Below are 22,728 nucleotides of genomic sequence, written 5' to 3' on the forward strand. Positions count from 1 at the left end.
GCGACATCTATTATATTCCAGCAAGGTTCTGCAACTGAAGGATCGGCAGCAGAATGGCGAGGATGATCAGGGCAACGCATGACCCCATAAGGACAATTATGACAGGTTCGAGTAACGCCATCGAAGCCGCCGTAAATCGGTCGAATTCGCGCTCGAGATAATCGGCGGCGCGCTCGAGCATGACCTCAAGCCGCCCGGCGCTTTCGCCGCTGGCGGTCATGTAAACGAGCAATGGCGGGAAAACCCCGGCATCGCGCAGCGCCGCCGACAGGCTCCCCCCGGCGCGGACCTGATCGACGATGGCCGCGGTCGCGCTGGCGAGCGCAGCGTTGCGGATCGTCGGCAGGGTCAGGCGAAGGCCGTCAACGAGCGGCAAGCGGCTCGACACCATCGTCGCCAAGGTGCGGGCAAAGCGCGCCGCGTAGAGATCACGGAGCAACCTCCCGAACAGCGGCAGGCGGAGCAACCGCGCATCGACCCGCGCCTTGAACGCGGGGCGGCGCATCGCGGTGACCCAGCCAAAGGTCGCGGCGGCGATCAGCAACGCGACCAGCCACCACCAGTTCGCGGCGAAGCTCGATATCGCGATCACCGCGCGGGTGAGGAAAGGCAATTGCTGGCCGACATCGTTGAACTGTTCGACGACGCGCGGGACGACAAAGATCATCAACGCGGCCACGACACCGATCGCCACCACCGCGAGGACGATCGGATAAGCCAGCGCCGCGATAAGCTTGCCGCGCACCTCGGCCTGGCGTTCAAGCAGGTCGGCGAGGCGCGCGAGGATCGTCGTCAGGCTGCCCGTCGTTTCGCCCGCGGCGACCATCGCGCGATAGAGCGGTGGAAAGCTGGTCGGCTGCCGCGCCATCGCATCGGCGAGGCGGCGGCCTTCGAGCAGCCCGGCATGGACATCCCCGATGATTGTGCGCGCGCTCTCGGCCTCGCTTTGCCGGGTCAAGGTCCGCAACGCTTCTTCGAGCGGCGCGACTTCGGCCAGCGTCGCCAGCTGCCGCGTGAACAACGCAAGTTCCTTGCTGCTGAGCCGCGCGCGGCGGAATGCGAGCAGCGACCGGCTGGCGGGCTTCGCCCCCGCCGCCTCGACCGCAACGATATGGAATTTGCGCCGCACCAGATCGGCGCGCGCGGCATCGTCGTTGGCGGCGGTCAGCCGTCCCTTGCGTTCGCGGCCCAGCGGATCGATCGCCACATAGCGATAGTCAGGCATCGATTTCCTCGCGTCGCGCGATGCGGATCGCTTCTTCTGCGGTGGTCAACCCCTTCGCCACCATAGCGCGCGCCGCAGAGGCGAGCGTCGGCGATTTCAGGAAGGCGTGGCGCGTGATCATCGCCTCGTCACCGCCGTTATAGATGTAGCGACGCACCGTCTCGTCGACCTTGATTGCCTCGAACACCCCGATGCGGCCCTTGTAACCCGTACCGCTGCACTGTTCACAGCCCTTGGGGCGCCAGATCACGGTGCCGATATCGAGCCCCAGCATTGCGGCGACGCTGTTGTCGGCCTGCACCGGCTCGCGGCAATGATCGCACAGCTTGCGGACCAGCCGCTGCGCGATCACCGCGCGCAAGGTTGAAGCCAATAGAAAAGGTTCTACTTTCAGATCCTTCAGGCGAGTGATCGCCCCGACCGCATCATTGGTGTGGACGGTCGACAGCACGAGGTGACCGGTCAGTGACGCCTGTACTGCGATATCGGCGGTCTCGCGGTCGCGGATTTCGCCGACCATCACGACATCGGGATCCTGGCGCAGGATCGCGCGCAGGCCTGCTGCAAAATCGAGGCCGACCTTGGCGTTCACCTGCGTCTGCCCGACGCCGTCGACGGCATATTCGACCGGGTCTTCCACGGTCAGGATGTTACGCTGGCCGTCATTGAGCTGCTTGAGCGCGGCGTATAGCGTCGTCGTTTTACCGGAACCGGTCGGCCCGGTGACGAGGATGATGCCATTAGGTTCGGCCAACGCCTCGCGCAAAATCTGGTCGGAGGTGCCCGACAGGCCGAGGACGTCGAAATCTATCCCCGCCGCATCCTTGTCGAGGATACGCATCACGACCCGCTCGCCGGCGCGGCTGGGCAAGGTCGACACGCGCACATCGACCGCCTTGCCCGCCAGCGTCAGCCCGATGCGGCCGTCCTGCGGGACGCGGCGTTCAGCAATGTCAAGCCGCGCCATCACCTTGATGCGGCTGACCACCACCGGGGCGACGTGCGGGGGCATGCGCAGATGTTCGCGCAGCACACCATCGGTGCGCATCCGCACCACCAGTCCGCTTTCATAGGGCTCGATATGGATGTCGCTGACCCCCTGCCGCACCGCTTCGGCGATGATCGCGTTGATCAGGCGGATCGCAGGGGCGTCGTCGGCGCTGTCGAGCAGATCTTCGGCGCTGGGCAGGCTGAAGTCGATGTCATTGTTGCCGACCGACCCCGCCATCGCCGCCGCCGAACTATCGACAGCATAATGGTCGGACAGCAGTCGGTCGAAATCGGCGACACTTGCGGTGGCGACGCGCAGCGGCTGCGCGAGATAGCGTTTGACCTCGATCAGCACCGCGGGATCGGCATCCTCGCGCAGGGTCGCGAGCCATGCCCCACCCTCGCCCGGCGCGATCACAACGCCGTGCTGGCGCGCGAAGCCATAGGGAATATCAACCGCCGCCGGTGCGGCAGCGATCGGCTCGGGATCGGTCACGGATATTCTCCGCTCGGCGGTGCGGGCGCGTTCGAAATCGACGGCGGCACGTCGGTCGAGATCACCCGGCCATCGGGGCCGCGCAGTTCGGGCAGGTTGACCGGGCCGACAGTGATGTCGGCGGCGGTCGCCTCGGTCGGCGCCGGCGGCACCGCGCCCAGATAATCGCGCACCAGCGTATCGATCGCGGGTTCCTCATCGGGATTGCGCTGCAACTGGAAGTCCCGGATATAACCGTAACGCCGCGCGGTCAGCGCGGCATTGTCCTCGCGATTGCGCAGGATCGTCGGGCGGATGAACACCATCAGATTGGTCTTCGATCGCGTCCGGCTGCGCGACTTGAACAGTTCGCCGAGCAAGGGAATGTCGCTGAGCAGCGGGATGCGCTCGATCGTCTTGCGCTCGTCATCGTTGAGCAGCCCGCCGATCGCGAGGATTTCGCCATCGTCGACGGTCAGGACCGTTTCGAACGAACGCTTGTTGAGGATGAGGTCGCTGTTGCGCGACGACACCGGCCCGGCAACGCTCGACACTTCCTGGCGCAGGAACATCTTCACTTCGCCCGCACCGTTGACCTGCGGCGTCACCTCCAGCTTGATCCCGACCTCTTCGCGCTGGACGGTGCGGAACGCATTTTCGAAATTGTCGCCGAGCTGTTCGCCCGTCGTGATCGGCACGTCCTGCCCGACGAGGAATTTCGCCGCCTGATTGTCGAGGGTGACGATATGCGGCGTCGCGAGCAGGTTCGACGTCGTATCCGACTTCACCGCGTTGATGATCGCGCCAAAGATCGTGTTCTTGCCAATGTCGCCCGCGAAACCCGCAAAGCCGCCGGTGGCGGTGAGCAGCGACGCCGCGGCCGCTTCCTGCAGGCTGTTGCCAAGCGAACTGTTCGTCTGGGTCACCGTCGTGTTGCCGTTGACCGTGGTCGTTTCCTGCGACAGCCGGTTCGCCGCATAGGCGCCGCCGAGCGTCAGGATGTTCGGCGATGCATTGCTGTAGCTCGTCGCGACGAACGGGATATTCTTGCCGCCTAGGAGAAACTGGACGCCGAGGCGTTTTGCGGCATCATCGCCGATCTCGACAACGATCGCCTCGACCAACACCTGCTGACGGCGGCTGTCGAGCTGGCGGATCAGTTCGCCGAGCATGCGCTGCACTTCGCTATTGGCGGCGACGATGATCGCATTCGCGCCTTCGTAACGCGTGATGATCGCAGGGCCACGGGTCGAAATGCTGCCACTGCCGCCACCGCTGACCGAAGCCGTCGCGTTTGGGGCGGGTGCCGCCGGAGCGCTGCTGCCCCCACCGTTCGATGACGACGACATGGTCGCAGGCGGTAGCCCTGCCTTCTGCGCCGGGTCGCTGCCGCCGCCGATCAACTGCTGCAATGTCGGCAGCAGCGTTTCGGCATTGGCGTGCTCAAGCCAATAGACGCGCAGTTCGGTGCCGCCTGCCGCTTTCTGGTCCAGCTCGTTCGCCATCGAAACAAAGCGCGTCACCATTGCCTGGTCGCCGCGCAGCGCAATCGCGTTACTGCTGTCGATCGGCACGATCGCGACGGGCGACTTCGCCCCCTCGCCCGCCGCCGGGACCAGCGCCGTAAGCGCCGCTGCGATTTCGCGCGCCCCGGCGTTTTTCAGCGTGACGATCTGGCTGGTCGAACTGTCGCGGTCGATGCTGGCGGCGAGCGAGCGGATGCGGCGGATGTTATCGGCGAAATCGGCGACGACCAGGCTGTTGGCATTGCGGTTCGCGGTCAGCGAGCCCTGCGCACTGACCAATGGGCGCAGCGTTTCGACCGCGGCGACGGCATCGATATGGCGCAGCCGAATGATTTCGGTGACAAACTGGTTCTGCGCCGCGCCGCGGCTGCCGATGCGCCCGGGCTGCGCAGCCGCGCCGTCGATCGGCTGGACGCGGTAGCTGCCGTTGGGACCGGGAACTGCGACGAGCCCGTTCGAGCGCAACGTGGAGAGAAAAATCTCGAAATATTCGCTGCGCGACAGCGGGCGGTCGGTCACCACCGACACCTTGCCATTGACGCGGCCATCGATAACGAACGTCCGCCCGGTGATCCGCGCCGCGTCCTGAATGAAGGCGCGGATGTCGGCATCGCGGACGTTGAGCGTATATTGCGCATGCGCCGGGGTCGCGGACATCAAAGCGGCGGCAAGCATCAGGGAAAGTTTCAAGCGCATATTTTCTAGGACTTTGACAAGAAGATGGCGACGGGAACGACGCTGGCGCCGCGTTCGACTTCGAGCGAAATGCGTGCTCCGGGCGCGATCTGGTTCGCGAGCGCGGCGGCATCACCCGCCGAGCCGATCGGCCGCCCATTGACCGAGCGGATGACATCGCCCGGACGCAGACCCGCAGCACGGAACACCGCGCCATCGCCCTGTGGCTGGACGACCAGCCCGGTGACGCGGCCATTTTCAGCGCGCGGTGCGAAGCCGACCCCTGCCTTTAGCGTCGTGGGCGACATTTCGCCGCTTGCGTTGGTGCTCGTGGCGCCGGTCGATCCGACTTCGGGCGTCGGCGCCGGAAGCGGCGTCGCCGGGTTGGCGATCGCAGCGTTGCCGCTCTGATCGAGGAACAGGCTTTCGCGCGCGCCACCGCGGTCGAGTAGCACATGATCGAACGCGACCCCGACAAGCCGGACGCCCGGCGCGATTTCGTCGCCGACGGCATAGCTGTTCTGCACCCCGTCCTCGCCGGCGATGATCGCCGAGCCGCCGCCGGTCGCTTCGTTGATGTTGATGCCGAACAAGGTCAGCCCGAGCGCGGTGACGGTGGCCGAAGCCGGACCCTGCGGCGCGCTGCGAAAGAAGGGGTCGAAGCTGGCGAACAGCGCGCGGCGTTCGGCGGGCGACGCAATTACCGCTGCCTGCGGCTGCCACGCGCCGAGCGGCGACAGCGGGGTGATGACGGTCCACAGCAGGCGAACCAGTTGCCAGATCAGCAACGCGCCGAGCACGGTGGCGAGCAACAACGGCCAGATCTCGCGCGGCGAGCGCCGCCCCGCGCGCATCCAAACCGGCAACCCGCGCGGCTGCCTGAAGGCCGATCCGGACATCAGCGTCGCCATGAATTATTCTATCCCCCTGAGGCTGAAGTTGCCGTCGCGAATCGCCTACGGGCGATTGGTGACAATCAGTTGACGGGACGATTACAGTTTTTTGACGGACGGGCGAGTCTGTTGGTGGGCGTTGGCGCTGCCGCCGCGGCCCCTCCACCACCCGCTACGCGGGCGGCCCTCCTCCCCACCGCTTCGCGGCGGGGAGGAATTCGGCTCAAAACTTCAGCGACGCGCTCAGCGAGAAGGTCCGACCGAGCTTGTAACGGTTGAGGAAAATACGGTTGTCGCCGCTTTCCTGCACTTCTTCATATTTGCGCCCGGTCAGGTTACGCGCCTCGAACTTCAGTTCGATTTCCTTGTTCAGCAGGGTGATCCCCTGCCGCGCGACGAAATCGACCGAAATACCTGGCTTTTCCCGGATGTCTGGCTGGCCTGACGGACCGCGGCTGGTGACGCGCGGGCTGGCATAGGTCACGAGGATCGTCTGCTGCGACAATTTGTCCTGATCCTCAAGCCCGATCTGGAAATTGATCAGATGATCCGACTGGCCGGTCAGCGGAGAACCGTCGAAGAAGAAGTTGCTCGCATCCTGCGTCACGCCGTTGATAACGGTGGTATCACCGGCGCCGACCTGGATCTCCGACTTGGTGAAGGTGTAGTTGCCGATCAGCACCAGACGGCGGCTGGACCAGAAGGCCGAGTCCGACAGCGTGTCGAGCGCGAAATATTTCTGCACCTCGACTTCGCCGCCATACAGCAATGCCTTCGGCGCGTTCGCGAAGCTGGTGTTGGCGACCGAATCGGTGCTGAGCGAGGTATAGGCCTCGATCGGGCTCTCGATCTTTTTGAAGAAGCCCGCCGCGGTCACGCGCTGATCCTTGGCGAAATACCATTCGTAGCGCAGCTCGGCGTTCCACAGCTCGCTGTCGGTCAGCGACGGGTTGCCGCGGAACTGCCGGTTCGATTCAGGGTCCTGATAGATTTGCGCGATCAGCTCGCGGAACTGCGGGCGGGCGATCGTGTTCGATGCATTCATTCGCACCTGCATATCGGGCGCGACTTCCCACGTCAGCGTGACGGCAGGCAGCCAATAGTCGTTCTTTAGATTAGTCGCCGCAATCGCGCTGCCGCCCGAACCGAACAGGTCGATCGGAACGACGGTTTGCTTGGCGTCCTCGTACCGCACGCCGACATTGACGTTCATCCCCGACACGATTTCCGCCTGCAGCTGGGCATAGCCTGCATGGGTGGTCAGCCCGGCATCGAAGGCGGCAGTCCCATCTTGCGCCGATGTTTCGATCAGCGTGATATCGTACAGCTGGATCGTGGCGTCGGAGAGCAGATAGTCGGGGCGCAGCTGGGTTACCGGCACCGGCAGACCCGAGCCGCGGAACTGGAAGGCACGGCGCACCGCGGTGCGGCTGGTGTCGGTATAGGCGTAACCCACCGTCGCGGTGATCTGCGGGGCCAATTCGTATGACAGGTCGACGCCGCCCGACCACAGATCCTCGTTCAGGTCCGAAAAGGCAATCGTCGCATCGCCGCGGTTGCCGCCCAGATCGTTGACAAATTTGTCACCGGTTGGATCCTGCGTCGTGGGCAGGTTGGTGCGGACGTAGGTGAAGCCACGCTCATAGGGCGCCTCGCGCTGCGAATTGGCGTAAGCGCCGCGCAGATCGAGCTTCAACGCATCGAACTGAAATTCGCCGACGAACTGCGTGTTGATCAGCTGACGCTCATACCAGGCGGTGTCCTGCTTCAGAATGTCGCGCCCGACCTGGTTCGCGTCGGACCCGAGCCCGAGCCGCGACTGTTTCAGCGTGTCGCGGATATAAAGGCTGGTCCAGCGCAGCTTGTGGTCGCCGAGTTCGAGCCCGAAACCGATCAGGCCGTTCACGACGATGCGATTGTCGGTGATCACGCGGTTGTAGTTCGTTTGCGGGTCGCCCGACAGATCCTGGTTGAGCGAGGTTTGCTGCAATGTGTCGCGGGTGCGCCATTTGTTGCTGATGCCCGCGGTTGCGATGATCCCCAGCTCCCCATTGGCAAAGGGGATCGTGGTGCCTCCGGTGATGCCAGCCGACCAATTGACCGGTATATGATCATTCTGTTGTAACAGCGTCGTTTCGGCGTTGACCAGCTCCATCTGGATCGCTTCCAGATCGTCCTGGCTGTAGTCGGCGCCCTGCAGGATCGGCTTGCCGCTGGCAAAGGCCGCCTTCAGGAGCGGCGGCACGTCGAGGGTGCCGTCGTCGAAGCCGGTCCAGTCGGTGTCGCTGCCATAATAGGTATAGCCAAGCTGGTTGGTCGTCTCACTGTCCCAGCCGATGCCGCCGCTGAAGGTCAGAAACGGTTCGCGCGGGGTAGATTTGGTCGTGAGGTTGATCACGCCGCCGCCGAACTCGCCGGGAAAATTCACCGAATAGCTTTTCTGGACCAGCGTCGAATCGATGACGTTCGAGGGGAAGATGTCGAGCGGGACGACACGCTTCAGTGGTTCAGGGCTGGGCAGCGGCGAACCGTTGAGCAGCGCGAGCGAATAGCGGTCGCCGAGGCCGCGAACATAAACAAAGCCGCCGCCAACGACCGACAGGCCGGTGACCCGTTGCAGCGAGCCCGAAATATCGCCTTCGCCGGTGCGCGCGATGTCGGCCGACGACAGCACCGACACCACTTCAGGGGTCGCCCGGACGATATTGGGGGTGTAGCGGCCAGTGACGACGATTTCCTGATCGGCGCCGCCGGGGATCGACACGTCGCCGTCCTCGTCCTGCGCCGCTGCGTCGTCGGCGGGCGGCTCGCTGGCGGGTGCTTCGGTGGTGACGGGCGGCGTGTCGGATGGCGGCGCCCCGCCGCTGACATCCTGGGCGAGCGCCGCGGGCGCTACCAGCGCTGAGCTGAGGAGGAGCAGGCTGGCAAAGATCGGCCGCTTGGTCATGTGGAAAGTCCCCAAAATTTATGCAGGAAGGGAGCGGGCCAGCCCGTGAGGCGTGCCCGCTCCCCAATTGGATCGCGAGCGATCAGGTCGTCGGAATGGCGCTGCAAGCGCGGCTGGCGGTGCCGAAGTTCGCCGTCGACGAGTTGCACGTCCAACCCTGGTACCAGGTGTCGTTGGCGTCGCGGACGGCGCCGACATAGGCCGTGGTGTCGAAGAAGGCGTTGAGCGTCTTGGCATCGAACGCCGGCCGCGCCGTCTCAGTCGCGCCGTTGACGAACAGGTTCGTCAGGGTCGGCGTGTAGGTGACGGTGTTGTTCGTGCCGCCTTCGAAGATCGCCTGCACCTGCGCGTCGGTCACGCCGCTCGTACCGCGGAATGGCGAAGCGTTGCACTGCATCGAGACCGAGAAGAAGCGCGGCGGACCGGCTTCATCGGGACCGGCAGTCTGTACCGTCGTCGCGCTGTTGAAGCCGAGGCAGCGGAAGCCCGGAGCGACAATCAAACCGTTGGCGAAGGTGTAGTCGGCGCCGCCACGAACCAGGATCGACACGCCGTTGCCCGCCGCATTGTTGCGCTGGATATAGGTGAAGTTCGACAAATTCACATTCTGGCGCGGCGTCGTGTCTTCGTTACCGTTCGAGTCGATTTCCATCATCGAGTCACCGACGGCTCCACCTTCGCGCTGGACGCCGATGACATACTGGATGTTGCCCTTGTAGCCGACGTCGGTGTCGAGGCCGTCGTCCTCTGCGCCGGTGAGGACCAGATGCTTCATGTTGACGCGGCCGCCGAACACTTCGATGCCGTCGTCCGAGCTGTTGTGGATCTGGACATGGTCGATCTGGGTCGCGTTGCCGACGCCCGACGGGGTCAGACCCTGAAGTTCGCTCGCCGCCGACAGGATGAAGCCCGAATAGCGGATCTGGACGTAGGACAGGCGGCCCGAATTATCGCCCGTCTGCGCGCCGCCATAGAGCGCGTTCGACGTGCCTTCGGTGTCGCGTTCGCACGCCGCGGTGCCGGGGGTCGCGCCGGGCGCCAGACAGTCGGTGATCGGCGCGCGGCCGAGCAGGACGATGCCGCCCCACAGCTGCGACGTCTGGTCGTTGGCCGATCCGACGACATTGCCGCGGCCAGTGAAGATGATCGGCTGAGTCGGGGTGCCGACCGCGTCGATGCGATTGCCGCGGTTGACCGCCAGGAACGACACACCCGTCGCACCGAACACGGTGACGCCGGGGTCGATCGTCAATGTGACGACATTGTTGGTGGTCGTCGCGCCCTGGTCGGTGCCAACGTCGACGCGGCCGGGCAGCGAATAAAGCACGCCCGCTACCTTCGGGATCGCGGTCGTCGCGGTGAAGCGCGTCGGGAAACCGCAGTTGCGCCATTCGCCGCCGGGGCCGCTGATCGTGCCGAGGTTCGATAGCTGGTCGGGACCGGCAATCGTCGGGCAGTTCGCAGCGGGGGTTACGGCGGTCGGGGTCGGGGTCGGCGTCGGCGTCGGCGTCGGCGTCGGGGCGGGGGTCGGCGCCGGAATGACGATCACCCCTTCACCTGGCGAGGCAACCCCATCGGCGCCGCATGCGGCGAGGATAGAACAGGCCACGCCGCTGAGCATGACCAAACGAACGCGTGCGAAAGCCGCCATGAAAATCTCCGTTCCCGGTATGCGCCCCCAAATCGGTCGAGCGGCGCCCCTGATGATAAATCACCGGTGAGCGATGCTTCGCCCCCGGTGATGCCGCCACTAGGGTGATTCGATGACGGTCTGACGCTAGAGCCGTGACAGATGCGTGACTCTTTTGAGTCCAATTGGTGACACGCTCGCCGGCGCGTAGGCCGCGGGCCGCGTCGCGCCTGCGCACCCGCAATAATAAATGCAGCGAAGCTTGCTTGCATCGCCCCAAAAGCTTTGCTAGGCGCCCGCTCCTACCCGGAGCCGGACCCGTTCGGCCCCATCATGATGTGCGGTCGTGGCGGAACTGGTAGACGCGCAACGTTGAGGTCGTTGTGGCCGAAAGGCCGTGGAAGTTCGAGTCTTCTCGACCGCACCATCACCCTTTGATTTCATTGGATTATTTTGGGCATTTGGCGCAGTTTGGCGCAGTCCATAAATGCCGAGCTGTACCAAATATACGATCGAATTCGCCTAGACTGGCGCTGTTATGGGCGGGGCAATTTGCCCAGAGCGACCAAGCAGAAAAAAACTCTGTATCTAGCTTCGCGCGCGCCGTGCTTGGCCCAGGTCTGCTCGCGCCGATCTTAGCGAAATTGCGTCTGAAGCGCCGATTTGCGAAATTCGGCGAGCTCGGATTCGACGAATTGCGGCGTCGCGTCGAATCCATCGAATAGGTCGTAGAGCGGCTCCAGGGTCCGGCGCACGACGTCGCCGAAATCGTTCAACAGCTCGGCGACGCTGGTCGATGTTGTAAGGGTCACCGCCTTGGTCCGGCTCCGGTGTATTTCGGCGATCGGCCAGCGGCGAAGCGGCGCGGCCCAAGACAGGAGTTCGCGTCCCTCAAGCCCGGTATAGCGGCTCTCGAAGCGAAGCTTGGTTTGAGGATCGAGACCCAACGCCTTGGCGAGATTAAGGACATGGACGAAGACTTCGGCGGTACGCCAGACCGGTAGCGTCAGATCGAAGATCGTGCCGGGTTCGAGGTTGCCCGCGCCGTCCTCCTGATAACCGCGCTGGAGATAGGCCTTTAGATCGCCCGTCACCTGCCAGAAGTCGCTGTGGGCTGCATCGCCGAACACTCGGTCGGCATCGGGATTGCCGATCCAGCATTCGATCAGCGCGTCGCGGATCACGGGGCGGATCGCGTCCATGGTCGGCACCCGGAAGGGCGACCAGCCCGACGTCGGAGGCAGGCTCTGGAGCGCACGGCGGAGCATTCCGAGCGGCTGTTCGATGTCGCCTTGGCCGATTTCGTAAGCGTAGGACACATGCCCGAGCGGCTGGCGCGCGGGGTGCGCTGCCAGGAGCGGTTCGACGAGATCGGCCCAGCGCTTGCGCGCCGCGCGGACGAAGGCGGCAAAGCTGCCGGGGACGCTCGGCAGCACGACCATGCCGAGCGCGCTGAGAATGTCGAAGACCTTCTCGAGGCGAAGCTTGATGTCGCCCTGCTCGAATGCGTTGACGGTCGGCATGCTTACCCCGGCAAGCGCGGCGAGCGACTTCTGGGTATGCCCTTCCTCCTTGCGGCGGCGCACCGCCTCGTCGACGAGGCCCTGCCAGTCGAGCGGCCATTCGGTCATGCCAAAATTCTCCGGCTGTTTTCCTCGACGCCCGCCTTGAAGCGCGCCCGAAAATCGCCTTCATCGAATCGCCCGGTGAAACGCAGCGTCGCGGGGTCGGCAAGGCATTTGGCGAGATCACGAAGAGCGAGATCGACCGCAGCCTTCGGCAATCCGATCTCGGCGCCGAAGGTTTCGATGAGACTCCGGCCGAGCGTGTCGAACTCGCGCTTCTTCCCGCCGATCTCGAGCGCGGTTTCGCGGCTGAACGGATAGAGGAGGGTGTTGAGCAGATCATATGCGGGACTGAGGCGAAGGCCTTCGGGCCGCTCGAGGAGCGAGAAATTCTTGAGATGCGCATCGGCATTGCCAAGCGCGAAATTGAAGATGACGAGCTTGTAAAAACGCACGAGATCGAGCCGGGCCCGCGCCGAGTAGCGCGCGATAACGCTGGCCGCTTCCTCGTAGCTCGAGCTATATTTGCCGCCGAACTGCGGGCCGCGCGGCTTGCCGAGAACCTGCGCAAAATCCTCGAGCCGTAGCCGCTCGCCCGCATGGCGGTCGAAGCGCTCGACGAGTAGGGCAAGCCCGTCAATCCCGGCGACGGTCGCGGGCTCGCCGCGCGTCACTTCGGCCTCGCCCAATATTTCACGGGCGAATCGGAGGCTCAGCGCCTCGTTCTGGACGAGGGTCGGCTCGTCATTGTGATTGAACTTGGCGATATGCGTTGCGGCGTCCCCGGGTTCGACCGACGGACGGAAACCCGTCCCGTCGTGCCAGGCGAGGAGTTTGCGCTGCACACCCGATATGGTGCGCGATGCGGTGACCGCGGCTTCCTCGGACACACTGCCGTCGACATGATGGACGGGCACGATTCCGTCGGCAGGCAGGACCCCGACCGCGCCGATGCAGTCGGCGCCATATTGCAGCAGGATCCCGAAATCATCCTGGTCTGCGGCGCCGCCCGCGCGCGCCTGCAGCCCGCGCAGCCAGCCTTCCGGACCGAGATGCTGGAAAAAAGGAATGAGCCCGTCGCGGCTGACATGATCGCGCGTCGCCGCGGGCAGCGCGCAGGCGATGTCGGCGGTCCAGCCGTCGTCATAAGCGAAATGGCTACCGCGTCCGGTCTCGCTGAGCACGCCGGCGCGAACGCAGTTCCAGGTTATAATGGCTTGCCGATCGGCGATCAGCCTTCTCCGAATCAAAGTAGTTACAAAAGCCTCTTATCACCGGATATAATTTAAAGCAATTTTGATTTTTTAAACAAATAAGAACTATGCAGGCCTTTAAATTTATTCGCCAAAGAATCGTGCGGAAAAGCCCTTACCTCGGCACTCTTCGCGACAAAGCTCAATTTAAATGAACTTTTTCCGCATAAAACGCCTTGCCATCAAGCATTTTTAAAGCCTATCCGTTTCCTTCACGCAGATCTAAGCCCGGCCTCCCCATGTCGCCTGCGCCGTCGCGATCAGCCGCCGCGGGCAAGCTCTCTTGGTCTTCGGGAGGTTGACACGCGCGCCGCTTCGCGGATCGCCTCAGCCAGTGTACGCCCATTTGGGCCGTGATCATCATTCCCGGCCTCTACCGATGAACGAATACCCCAATTTGCTCCCGAACAGGAGCAAATTTTGTCTAGGTTGCATCCACTGAGTAAAATGCACCCGAAAAGGTGCATGTGTTGACTGTCGACTTGGACGGCGCTATTTCGATCCCGAAAGGGATCAGAATGTCCCGCGAAGAATCAACCAGTGAACGCTTGCTTCGCGAAATCGGCGAGCGCGACCGGCGACTGAAAGACGTGGGCGGCAACAAGCACTTGCGCGCCTATCAGGGCGCGATCGAGCCGCCACTCACGTCCCGGTCGCTCCTGCGGGCCTCGCGTCGGCTCGCACCGGATCCGTCAGCTGCCATGAATTACGGAGCCCCACGCTCGAATATGGCACGCGAAGCGCGCGGCGGGCGCTCTGTCGCGCAAGCTCCGCGAGCAGAGCTGGCGACCCACGCCGCTCCGGAGCCGCTACCCGGCACGCGAGATCCCCAGCCGATCGCCGGCGCTGCCGAGCTCGGGCCGCTTATCCGCAAGGCGCGCAAGCGCATGAAGCTCAATCAGGAGGAGTTTGCGGCCCACGCCGGCGTCGGGCGACGCTTTCTCTCCGAGCTCGAGGGCGGCAAGGCCAGCGTCGAATTCGACAAGGTGCTGGCGTGCGCACGCGCCGCCGGTATCGATATTTTCGCGCGACCGCGGCACGGCTGATGCGGCGCCTCCATGTCTGGCTCGAATGCGCTGATGATCCGATCGGGACGATCCTGGCGAATGACGAAGGCGCCCTCGCCTTTCATTATGCCGATAGCTGGCTGTCGGCGCGCGCCAACCATTCGCTGTCGCTGTCACTGCCGCTCGCCAACCAGTCGTTCGGCGACGTGCGGACACGCGCCTATTTCAACAATCTTCTTCAGGAGAATGACCAGCTTAATCATGTGATCGCGCGCGAGGGATTGTCACGCGGCGATATCGCCGGACTCCTCGCGCATGTCGGCGCCGACTGCGCAGGCGCGGTCAGCATACTCCCGGAGGATGCACCTCCGGTGAAGCGCCCGGGCGACCTCGAAGCCGATTATGATGCGCTGCCCGACGAAGAGTTTCGCGATATCGTCGACCGCCTCGCGAAGGGCGCGCCGCTTCCCGAAGGCATGCTGGATCCATCGCCGGTAGCCGGCTTTCGCGACAAGTTCAGCCTCGCGGGGCTGCCGGACGGGCAGTTCGGCCTCCCCAAAAAGGGCACCGGCGCGCCGACAACGCATATCCTCAAGATTCCCCATCCCGAACATCGTCACGAAGCGCGCGACGAAGCTTTCGTGACCCTGCTCGCGCATGATTGCGGCCTGCCGGTCGGAACCTGTCTCGCGCAGACGATCGACGAGCACGAGATTCTGCTCATCCAGCGCTTCGACCGCGTCATATGCGACAACAAGGTGAGCCGCATCCATCAGGAGGATTTCGCGCAGGCGGCAGGCCTGCCCGCCGAACTCAAATATGAGCGCCGAGGTAAGGAAGACCGCCGGTTCGATGCGCCGACGATCGGCCGCATTCTCGAGGCGACGGGGCACCCGGCGCTGTCACGGACTTTCTTTCTCCGCCTGACCCTGTTCAACCTGTTGATCGGCAACAACGACAATCATGCGAAAAATCATGCGCTTCTCCATCGCCCCGGCGAAGCGCCCGAACTAGCCCCCTTCTACGACCTCGTGCCCGTCCAGGCGGTCGCCGGGTTTCGTGAGGACCTGGCTTTCCGGATCGGTACCGCGGACTTTCCGCAGGACATCGGCTTCGACGATCTTATCCAATTTTCCACAGCAATCGGTATTCCTGCGAAAAGCGCGCCGACGATTCTCCGCAATGCGACGCATGAACTGGTCGCGGCGATGGAAGCGTTGACGCTCGATTTCCCGCGCGAGATGCGCGCGCTCGACAATCAGATCGGCGCTGCGGCCCAATATCTCGCAGTGTGCCTCGCGCTAGACGTTGACATTCGTGAACGCGATGCGCCCGTGACGCGCGGCGGCGGCTGGGTCGTCAGCTAGCTGCCACCGGGGATGGCCACCAACCGGATTTAGCAGACCGCGAGCAGTTTCGGCCGGACACCGTCATTATCATTTACATGATATACTGAAGTGTATATAATTGCGCTACGAAAGGACGCTGATGCCCGACGATCAGAACATAGGCGCGGTACGGCCGCTTCGTATCGGCGACGCTGCGCCCGATTTCATTGCGCGCAGCACGGCCGGGCCGGTACGGCTCAGCGATTATCGCGGGAAGTGGCTGCTGTTCTTTTCGCACCCCGGCGACTTTACGCCGGTGTGCACCAGCGAGTTCATTGCGATCGCGCGCGAGGCGGACCGTTTCGCAGCGCTGCGCTGCGAGCTCCTTGCCCATTCGGTGGATAGCCTCTTCTCGCATCTCGCGTGGATCCGCGCGATTCACGACGACCTTGGGGTCACCATAACCTTCCCCATCGTCGAAGACCCATCGCTCGAGATTGCGACGGCTTTTGGCATGGTGGATTCGGATTCGCGCAGCGCCGCCGCGGTGCGAGCGACATATTTCATCGATCCCGACGGTGTCGTCCGCGCGCTGACCGCCTATCCGCTCAGCGTCGGGCGCTCGGTCGAGGAAATGTTGCGCACCGTCGCCGCGCTCCAGCGCACCAGCGATGGATCGGCCATGACGCCCGAAGGATGGCGTCCCGGGGCTGACATCCTCGCCCCACCCCATTTGCTCACCCGCGACGCGCTCAGCGCCAAAACCGCGACGCACTGGTTCTACCGGCTTGCGCCCGACGGGGCCAAATGACCCCGGTCTCACCCGGCGTGCCGGTCGTCGACGATGAACTGGTCGATCTGCTCCGCGTGCTCGCCCATCCGGTCCGCCTGAAGCTGATCTTTGCGATCCGCGACACCGAGCTCGCGGTCGGCCAGATCGAAAGCGCCACCGGCGTCGGCCAACCTTTGCTTAGCCAACAGCTGGGGGTGCTGCGCAATGCCCGGATCGTCGAAACGCGCCGCGAGGCCAAGCAGATATTCTATCGCCTGAAATCCGACGCGCTCGCACCGCTGCGCGCGCTCGTCGACCAGTTCGATCCGCGCACCGCCAGCCCCATGGGCCAACAAGGCGGCGCTGACAGCGCCGCCCACTTCGCGCGGATTGTTCGCTAACCGACCTTCAGGGCTAGTCGCCGGTCCGCGAGTTCGAGCATCGTCGGCCGGTGGCTGACGATGATAAGACCCACGCCCGTTTCATCGAGCCAGCCGCGCAACCGTGCCGCCAACATTGCCTCGGTGTCGAGATCGAGCCCTTCGCTGGGTTCGTCGAGCAGCAGGAAAGGCCGATCGGCGAGAAGCGCCCGCGCCAGCGACAGGCGCTTGCGCTGCCCCCCCGAAAGCCGTGCGCCGTCGTCGCCGAGCCAGCATTCGAGCCCGCCCGGCAGCATGGCGACGACGTCATCGAGTCCGGCGAGAAAAAGCGCGTTTTCCATGGCGGCGCGGTTCACACCCGGACGCGCGAGGGCGAGATTGTCGGCGACCGTCCCGGCAATCATCGACGCATCCTGCCCCGCGAGCGCAAATAACGCCCGACGGGCGGCGAGCGGCAGTTGTGCAACCGCGACATCGCCGATTTCGGCCGTCTCGGGCGCATCGTCGCGCAGGCCCGCGAGCGTCTCGAGCAGCCGCGTTTTGCCGCTCCCCGATGGCCCCGTCACCGCGACCCGGTCGCCGCGTGCAATGCGATGCCCGGCAATCACAATCTCAGCCGACGGGTCCGCCGGCGCGGCCACCATCTGCGGGCCAGGCGCCGGGAACATGGCATCCAGCCGTTCGCGCGCGCCGCGGCTTTTCCAGCGCTGGAGATCGAGCCGGACGAGCCCGCCGACGATCTCCATCGTTGCAGCCGCGGCCAGCGCCGACAGCGCAACCAGCGGCGCGTGCGCCGGGCTAAACAGGACAATCGCCGCGACGACCATCCCGGTTGCCAGCCAATGGCCCGCCGCGATTACCGCATCCGCGCGCGCCATGGCAATGCGCGCCCGCTGCAACGGAACCTCGACATCGCCCAGCGCGGCGCGCACAGCATCGTCCAGCGCGTAAACCCGAATGTCGTCGCCGCCCGCAGCAAGATCGACATATTGCCCGATCAATTGCCCCGTCGCCTCACGCTCGGCGTCGAGCGCAGGCGCCAGCCACCGCGCGCCGACCCACCTGGACAGGAGCACACTCATCGCGACCGCGGCGCACAAGGCGATGAGCGCGACGATCCCCGCCAACGCCGCGAGCGCCAGCGCGCCGATCAGCGTCGCAATGCCCGAGGGAACCAGCGTCGTGCGCAAGAGCGCTTCTTCGAGTGCTTCGACGTCGCCGCTGAGCCGCGCGGTCACATCACCGCGATTGAAGCGGAGGGCCGCTGCGGGCGGCGCGTCGACCAGCCGCGCAAACAGCCGGGTACGGACGTCGGCGAGCGCGAACAGCATGGCCTGGTGGCTGAACAGGCGCTCGCCATATCGCGACAGGGTGCGAAGAATCGCAAAGCCGCGGATTGCGGCGCTGGGGATCAGGTAATTGAATGCCTGGACCGCCGCCGCGCCGCTCAATCCAGCCAGCGCCGCGCCGGTCAGGAACCAGCCCGAGACGGCGAGCAGGCCGATCGCCGACAGCGCCGCAACTGCGCCGGCGATCATGCCTGACGCGACGGCGCGGCGCTGGCGGGAGCGCGCGGCGCGGACAAGATCGTCGATCATGCCAGCACCGTCCGGCCGTCCGCCGCAGCGATCAGCAGCGGGTCGTGCGTCGCCGCGACGACCAGCCTGTCACGCGCCGTCCGGCTGAGCAGGGCGACAATCGATTCTGCCGCGACGCGATCGAGATCGGCGGTCGGTTCGTCGAGCAAGAGAATTGGGCGCGGCGCGAGAAGCGCGCGCGCCAGCCCGATCCGCCGCCGTTCGCCGCCCGACAGCCCGCTGCCGCGATCGTCGACCAACCAGTCGAGGCCCCCGCCCCGCGCCGCGATCAACGCGCCCAGGCCCAGGACATCGAGAAGATCGAGCGCATCGGCGTCGGATACGCCCCAGCGGGATATGAGCAGGTTGGCACGCAGCGTCGCTGGCAGAAGCAGCGCGCGCTGCCCCGCCCAGCTGCAGTTCGCCGTCAATGCGCTTGCGTCTGCTGCGGCGGCGTCGAGGCGGATCTCCCCGCGCTCGATTGGCACCTGACCGATCAGAGCGCGAAGCAGGCTGGTTTTTCCGGCCCCGCTGGTTCCGGTAATCGCATGGAGTCCGGCCGCCGGCCAAGCGGCATTGACGGGGCCGATCGCAACGCCGCCGGGATGGCGAACGACGATATCCGAGAGCGCCAGCGCCGTCGCCATTTTCCTCGCCGGATCGCTGCTCCGGTCGGGAATTTTTCGCTCTTCATGCGCCAGCGCCGCCAGCGCAGCTTCGCCTTGCTGCTTGTCGTGATAGGCGGCGGCGAGCCGACGCATCCCCAGATAATATTCGGGCGCGAGCGCGAGGACGAAGAAAGCGCTTCCGAAATCGAGCCGTTCGGGCGAAGCAAACGGTAACAATTCAAGCAGGGCGAAGCCGCAATAGACTGCGACGAGTGCGACCGCGAGCGCGCTGAAAAATTCCAGAATCGCGCTCGACACAAAGGCGATCCGCAACACGCCAAGCGTTCGCTCCGCCAGATCTTGCGCCGCAACGCCGATATGACGCGCGACGCGATCTTCGGCTCCGAAGGAGAGGATCAGCGGTAAGGCGCGGACACGATCAACGAACAGGCCGCCGAGGCGCGCAAGCGCGCCGAACTGGCCTTCGCTCGCCTCGCGCGCGGCACTGCCCGCAAGCGCCATACCAAGGCCAAATGGGATCAGCGTTGCAAGCAAGATCACCGCGGACACCCAACTGGCGAAAACGACCGCAAGCGCAATCAACAGCGGCGACAGTATGGCCGCGTGGCGCAACGGCAGAAAGCGTGCGAGATAGGGCTCAATGCGGTCGATCCCCGTGATGGCAAGTTCGGCGTCTTCACCGACGATCCGCCCTCGCGCCGTCGCGCTCATCATCAAAGCGGGCGCGATCCGAGCGCGCAGGGCCGCGGTGGCGATCGCGGCCGCGCGCTGGCCGAGCAGCGCCGCCATGCCCTGAGCGCCGCCCCTCATCAAAGCCGCTACAATGAGCAGCAACGCCCAGCCCCAGCCGGTTTCGCCGCCACCCCGGGCCTGAGGGCCGATATGAAGCAAAAGAAGCTGCGCCAGCGCTAGCGCGAAAAATATCGCCGCCAACGCGTCGGACACCCATGCCGCCACCGCCCAAGGGCTAGGGGAAATGGAAACCGGCGGCGCGCGTTCCTTAGTTGACATTTCTCTAATTTTCATACATTCCCATAATCAGTAATTGACGCGGCCGCAAGCCAAGCGGCGCGCCGCCCGAGTCGCTGTTCAGGAGTGACGCTATGGATCTCGCCGTTGTCGAGCTTTCCCGTCTGCAATTCGCACTTACGGCAATGTACCATTTTCTCTTCGTGCCGCTGACGCTGGGCCTGTCATTCATGCTGGTGATCATGGAGAGCATCTATGTCATCACCGAACGCGACATCTGGCGGACAATCACGCGCTTCTGGGCCAAGCTGTTCGGCATCAACTTCGTCCTCGGGGTGGCGACTGGCCTGACGATGGAGTTCGAGTTCGGAATGAACTGGTCCTATTATTCGCATTATGTCGGCGACATTTTCGGTGCGCCGCTGGCGATCGAGGGTCTGATGGCCTTCTTCCTCGAGGCGACCTTCGTCGGCCTGATGTTCTTCGGCTGGGACAAATTATCCAAACAGGGGCATCTGCTTGTCACCTTCCTCGTCGCCTTGGGCTCCAACCTTTCCGCGCTGTGGATCCTGATCGCGAACGGCTGGATGCAGAACCCGATCGGATCGCGCTTCAACACCGATACGATGCGAATGGAGGTCGTCGATTTCTATTCGGTGCTGTTCAACCCCGTTGCCCAGGCAAAATTTGTTCATACCGTCAGCGCCGGTTATGTCACCGCGTCGGTTTTTGTTCTCGGCATCTCGGCCTGGTACCTGCTGCGCGGGCGCTTCACGGCACTGGCGAAGCGGTCGATGACCGTCGCCGCCGCCTTCGGCCTCGCCTCCTCGCTCTCGGTCGTCGTGCTTGGCGACGAATCTGGCTATGCGCTGACCGACAACCAAAAGATGAAACTCGCCGCGATCGAAGCTATGTGGCACACGGAAAAAGCGCCCGCTGGCCTGACATTGATCGGATTTCCGTCGGTCAAGGATCGCACGACTCACTACGAGATCAAGATCCCCTACGCGCTCGGTCTCATCTCGACGCGCAGTCTGACCGGGCAGGTTCAGGGGATCAACGAACTGGTCCTTCACGCGCAAGAGCGCATCGAAAGCGGCAAACTTGCCTATGCCGCGCTCGAGGATCTGAAAGTCAACCGTGTCGATGCGGCGGCGCGCGCGACGTTCGAGGAACATCGCAACGACCTTGGCTATGCGATGCTGCTGAAGCGATATGTGGGCGATCCGCGCGACGCAACGCACGACCAGGTAATGAAGGCCGCATGGGATACCGTTCCGAACGTCCCTGTGACCTTCTGGCTGTTTCGCATCATGGCGGGCCTCGGCTTCTTCTTCATCGGCTTCTTCGCGCTCGCTTTCTATTTTGCGACGGTGCGGCGGTTCGACGTAAAATGGTTCCTGCGCACGGCGGTCATCATCATCCCGCTGCCCTGGATTGCCGCTGAAATGGGCTGGGTCCTCGCCGAATATGGTCGCCAGCCCTGGGCGATCGAAGGTGTTCTGCCCACTTTCCTTGGTGCATCGAGCCTGACCGTCGCACAGGTCTGGACGACGATCGCCGCCTTCACCTTGCTCTACAGCGCGCTCGCTTTCATCGAAGTGCGGCTGATGCTTGCGAGCATCCGCAAGGGTCCCGAAACCCGCCGCGCGGCGGATGCAACCAGCATCGCACCGGAATCGGGCGCGGGCTATGCCCCGCTGCCCGCCGAATAAGGAGGACCGAAATGGCGATTCCCTTCGACTATGAAAGCCTCCGCCTGATCTGGTGGCTGCTGATGGGCGTGCTGCTGATCGGTTTTGCCCTGACCGACGGCTTTGACCTGGGCGTAGCGGCGCTGCTGCCCTTTATCGCCAGAAACGACGAGGAACGGCGCCTTGCGATCAACAGCATCGCGCCGACATGGGAGGGCCATCAAGTCTGGCTCATTCTCGGCGGCGGCGCGATTTTTGCGGCGTGGCCCTACGTCTATGCGATCAGCTTCTCGGGCTTTTATCTGGCAATATTCCTCGTCCTTGCAGCGCTGATCGTGCGACCGGTGGCGTTCAAATATCGTTCGAAGCATGACGATGCGGCGTGGCGCAGTCGCTGGGACTGGGCCCTGTTCGTCGGCGGCTTCGTTCCCGCGCTGGTTTTCGGGGTCGCGGTCGGCAATGTCCTTGTCGGCGCTCCGTTCCGCCTCGATAGCGACCTGCGTGCCTTTTACGATGGCTCGCTGCTCGGCCTCTTTTCGCCGTTTACGCTGCTCACCGGCCTTCTGTCGGTGGCGATGCTGGTGCTGCATGGCGCTGGCTGGCTGGCGCTGAAGATCGAAGAAGGCGCGGTCATGGAACGCGCGCGGCGCTGGGGCAGGTTTGCCGCGATCGCGGCGATCCTTCTCTTCGCCATCGGTGGGATCATGGTAGCAACGATGCCGATTGGCTACCGACTGGCGGGGGTGATCGATACGGCCGGGCCATCGAACCCGCTCTGGTCGACGAGCGTGCCTGCCACCGGCGCCTGGCTGGACAATTATGCGCGTTATCCGTGGATGCTGCTTGCACCGATCCTCGGCTTCGCGGGGCCAGCGCTTGCCTATGTTGCAATCGCCCGCCGCAAGCAGGCGCTGCTTTTTGCGGGATCGGCGATGGCGACCGTCGGGATTGTGGCGACCGTCGGACTGTCGATGTTCCCCTATATCCTGCCCAGTTCGATCGACGCCCACTCGAGCCTGACGGTCTGGAACGCGTCATCAAGCCATCTTACGCTGTGGATCATGCTCGTCGTCACGCTGATCTTCCTGCCCATGATCCTCGCTTACACCGCTTGGGTGCTCAAGATACTGTTCGGCCGCGTGACGCTCGCCGATGTCCGTTCGAACCCTGATTTTTACTGACCGGAGGCAGGC

The 22,728-nt window shown here is 64.2% G+C and carries 16 protein-coding genes and 1 tRNA gene; 7 read left to right on the forward strand and 10 right to left on the reverse strand.

What is annotated here, in order from left to right:
• Positions 1 to 10 precede the first annotated feature (10 nt).
• The 6 genes from gspF to IPF76_RS10180 all read right to left on the reverse strand — a co-directional run bounded on the left by gspF (position 11) and on the right by IPF76_RS10180 (position 10,382).
• A complete protein-coding gene (gene gspF, locus IPF76_RS10155) occupies positions 11 to 1,225 on the reverse strand; it encodes a type II secretion system inner membrane protein GspF (protein WP_293843140.1) in 1,215 nt (404 codons plus the stop codon).
• The gene (gene gspE / locus IPF76_RS10160) at positions 1,218 to 2,711 is read right to left on the reverse strand and encodes a type II secretion system ATPase GspE (protein WP_293843142.1); all 1,494 of its coding nucleotides are present in this window, start codon (positions 2,709 to 2,711) and stop codon (positions 1,218 to 1,220) included. Before gspE ends, gspF begins: the two co-directional genes overlap by 8 nt.
• Positions 2,708 to 4,912 carry a type II secretion system secretin GspD gene (gene gspD, locus IPF76_RS10165; protein ID WP_293843144.1) on the reverse strand — a complete coding sequence of 735 codons (2,205 nt, stop codon included), beginning with the start codon at positions 4,910 to 4,912 and terminating at the stop codon, positions 2,708 to 2,710. The genes gspE and gspD overlap by 4 nt, the downstream gene beginning before the upstream one ends.
• A 5-nt stretch (positions 4,913 to 4,917) precedes the next feature.
• Positions 4,918 to 5,802 carry a type II secretion system protein N gene (locus IPF76_RS10170; RefSeq protein ID WP_293843146.1) on the reverse strand — a complete coding sequence of 295 codons (885 nt, stop codon included), beginning with the start codon at positions 5,800 to 5,802 and terminating at the stop codon, positions 4,918 to 4,920.
• A gap of 205 nt (positions 5,803 to 6,007) precedes the next feature.
• Entirely contained in the window at positions 6,008 to 8,731 is a 2,724-nt protein-coding gene (locus tag IPF76_RS10175; RefSeq protein WP_293843148.1) for a TonB-dependent receptor, read from the reverse strand.
• A gap of 82 nt (positions 8,732 to 8,813) precedes the next feature.
• Complete coding sequence (locus IPF76_RS10180) at positions 8,814 to 10,382, reverse strand: hypothetical protein (protein ID WP_293843150.1); 1,569 nt, start codon at positions 10,380 to 10,382, stop codon at positions 8,814 to 8,816.
• A gap of 319 nt (positions 10,383 to 10,701) precedes the next feature.
• On the opposite strand from IPF76_RS10180, the gene IPF76_RS10185 reads away from it, so the two are divergent.
• Positions 10,702 to 10,788 (forward strand) — tRNA-Leu (locus tag IPF76_RS10185).
• Positions 10,789 to 10,996: 208 nt separating this feature from the next.
• On the opposite strand, the gene IPF76_RS10190 is transcribed toward IPF76_RS10185, so the two are convergent.
• Together IPF76_RS10190 and IPF76_RS10195 are read right to left on the reverse strand one after the other, a co-directional pair.
• The gene (locus IPF76_RS10190) at positions 10,997 to 11,992 is read right to left on the reverse strand and encodes a helix-turn-helix domain-containing protein (RefSeq protein ID WP_293843152.1); all 996 of its coding nucleotides are present in this window, start codon (positions 11,990 to 11,992) and stop codon (positions 10,997 to 10,999) included.
• Entirely contained in the window at positions 11,989 to 13,176 is a 1,188-nt protein-coding gene (locus tag IPF76_RS10195; protein WP_293843155.1) for a HipA domain-containing protein, read from the reverse strand. The genes IPF76_RS10190 and IPF76_RS10195 overlap by 4 nt, the downstream gene beginning before the upstream one ends.
• Positions 13,177 to 13,697: 521 nt before the next feature.
• Here IPF76_RS10195 and IPF76_RS10200 point away from each other — a divergent pair.
• The 4 genes from IPF76_RS10200 to IPF76_RS10215 all read left to right on the forward strand — a co-directional run bounded on the left by IPF76_RS10200 (position 13,698) and on the right by IPF76_RS10215 (position 16,687).
• Complete coding sequence (locus IPF76_RS10200) at positions 13,698 to 14,225, forward strand: helix-turn-helix transcriptional regulator (RefSeq protein ID WP_293843157.1); 528 nt, start codon at positions 13,698 to 13,700, stop codon at positions 14,223 to 14,225.
• Positions 14,174 to 15,553, forward strand: coding sequence for a type II toxin-antitoxin system HipA family toxin (locus tag IPF76_RS10205; protein ID WP_293843159.1), 1,380 nt, complete (start codon positions 14,174 to 14,176; stop codon positions 15,551 to 15,553). Before IPF76_RS10200 ends, IPF76_RS10205 begins: the two co-directional genes overlap by 52 nt.
• 121 nt (positions 15,554 to 15,674) lie before the next feature.
• The gene (locus IPF76_RS10210) at positions 15,675 to 16,325 is read left to right on the forward strand and encodes a peroxiredoxin (protein WP_293843161.1); all 651 of its coding nucleotides are present in this window, start codon (positions 15,675 to 15,677) and stop codon (positions 16,323 to 16,325) included.
• The gene (locus IPF76_RS10215; RefSeq protein ID WP_293843163.1) at positions 16,322 to 16,687 is read left to right on the forward strand and encodes a metalloregulator ArsR/SmtB family transcription factor; all 366 of its coding nucleotides are present in this window, start codon (positions 16,322 to 16,324) and stop codon (positions 16,685 to 16,687) included. The genes IPF76_RS10210 and IPF76_RS10215 overlap by 4 nt, the downstream gene beginning before the upstream one ends.
• Here the strand turns inward: IPF76_RS10215 and IPF76_RS10220 are convergent.
• Both IPF76_RS10220 and IPF76_RS10225 read right to left on the reverse strand, forming a co-directional pair.
• Positions 16,684 to 18,264, reverse strand: coding sequence for an ATP-binding cassette domain-containing protein (locus tag IPF76_RS10220; protein WP_293843165.1), 1,581 nt, complete (start codon positions 18,262 to 18,264; stop codon positions 16,684 to 16,686). The two genes, IPF76_RS10215 and IPF76_RS10220, sit on opposite strands and share 4 nt — an antisense overlap.
• A complete protein-coding gene (locus tag IPF76_RS10225; protein ID WP_293843167.1) occupies positions 18,261 to 19,817 on the reverse strand; it encodes an ATP-binding cassette domain-containing protein in 1,557 nt (518 codons plus the stop codon). The genes IPF76_RS10220 and IPF76_RS10225 overlap by 4 nt, the downstream gene beginning before the upstream one ends.
• 158 nt (positions 19,818 to 19,975) lie before the next feature.
• Between IPF76_RS10225 and IPF76_RS10230 the strand changes: the two genes are divergently transcribed.
• Both IPF76_RS10230 and cydB read left to right on the forward strand, forming a co-directional pair.
• The gene (locus IPF76_RS10230; RefSeq protein ID WP_293843169.1) at positions 19,976 to 21,556 is read left to right on the forward strand and encodes a cytochrome ubiquinol oxidase subunit I; all 1,581 of its coding nucleotides are present in this window, start codon (positions 19,976 to 19,978) and stop codon (positions 21,554 to 21,556) included.
• 11 nt (positions 21,557 to 21,567) lie between these two features.
• Positions 21,568 to 22,716: a cytochrome d ubiquinol oxidase subunit II gene (gene cydB, locus IPF76_RS10235; RefSeq protein ID WP_293843171.1), complete on the forward strand. Its 1,149-nt coding sequence runs from the start codon at positions 21,568 to 21,570 to the stop codon at positions 22,714 to 22,716.
• The last annotated feature ends 12 nt before the right edge of the window (positions 22,717 to 22,728 follow it).

Origin of the sequence: Sphingopyxis sp. (genome assembly GCF_016704835.1) — a bacterium.
In the GTDB taxonomy this organism is placed as follows: Bacteria; Pseudomonadota; Alphaproteobacteria; order Sphingomonadales; family Sphingomonadaceae; genus Sphingopyxis.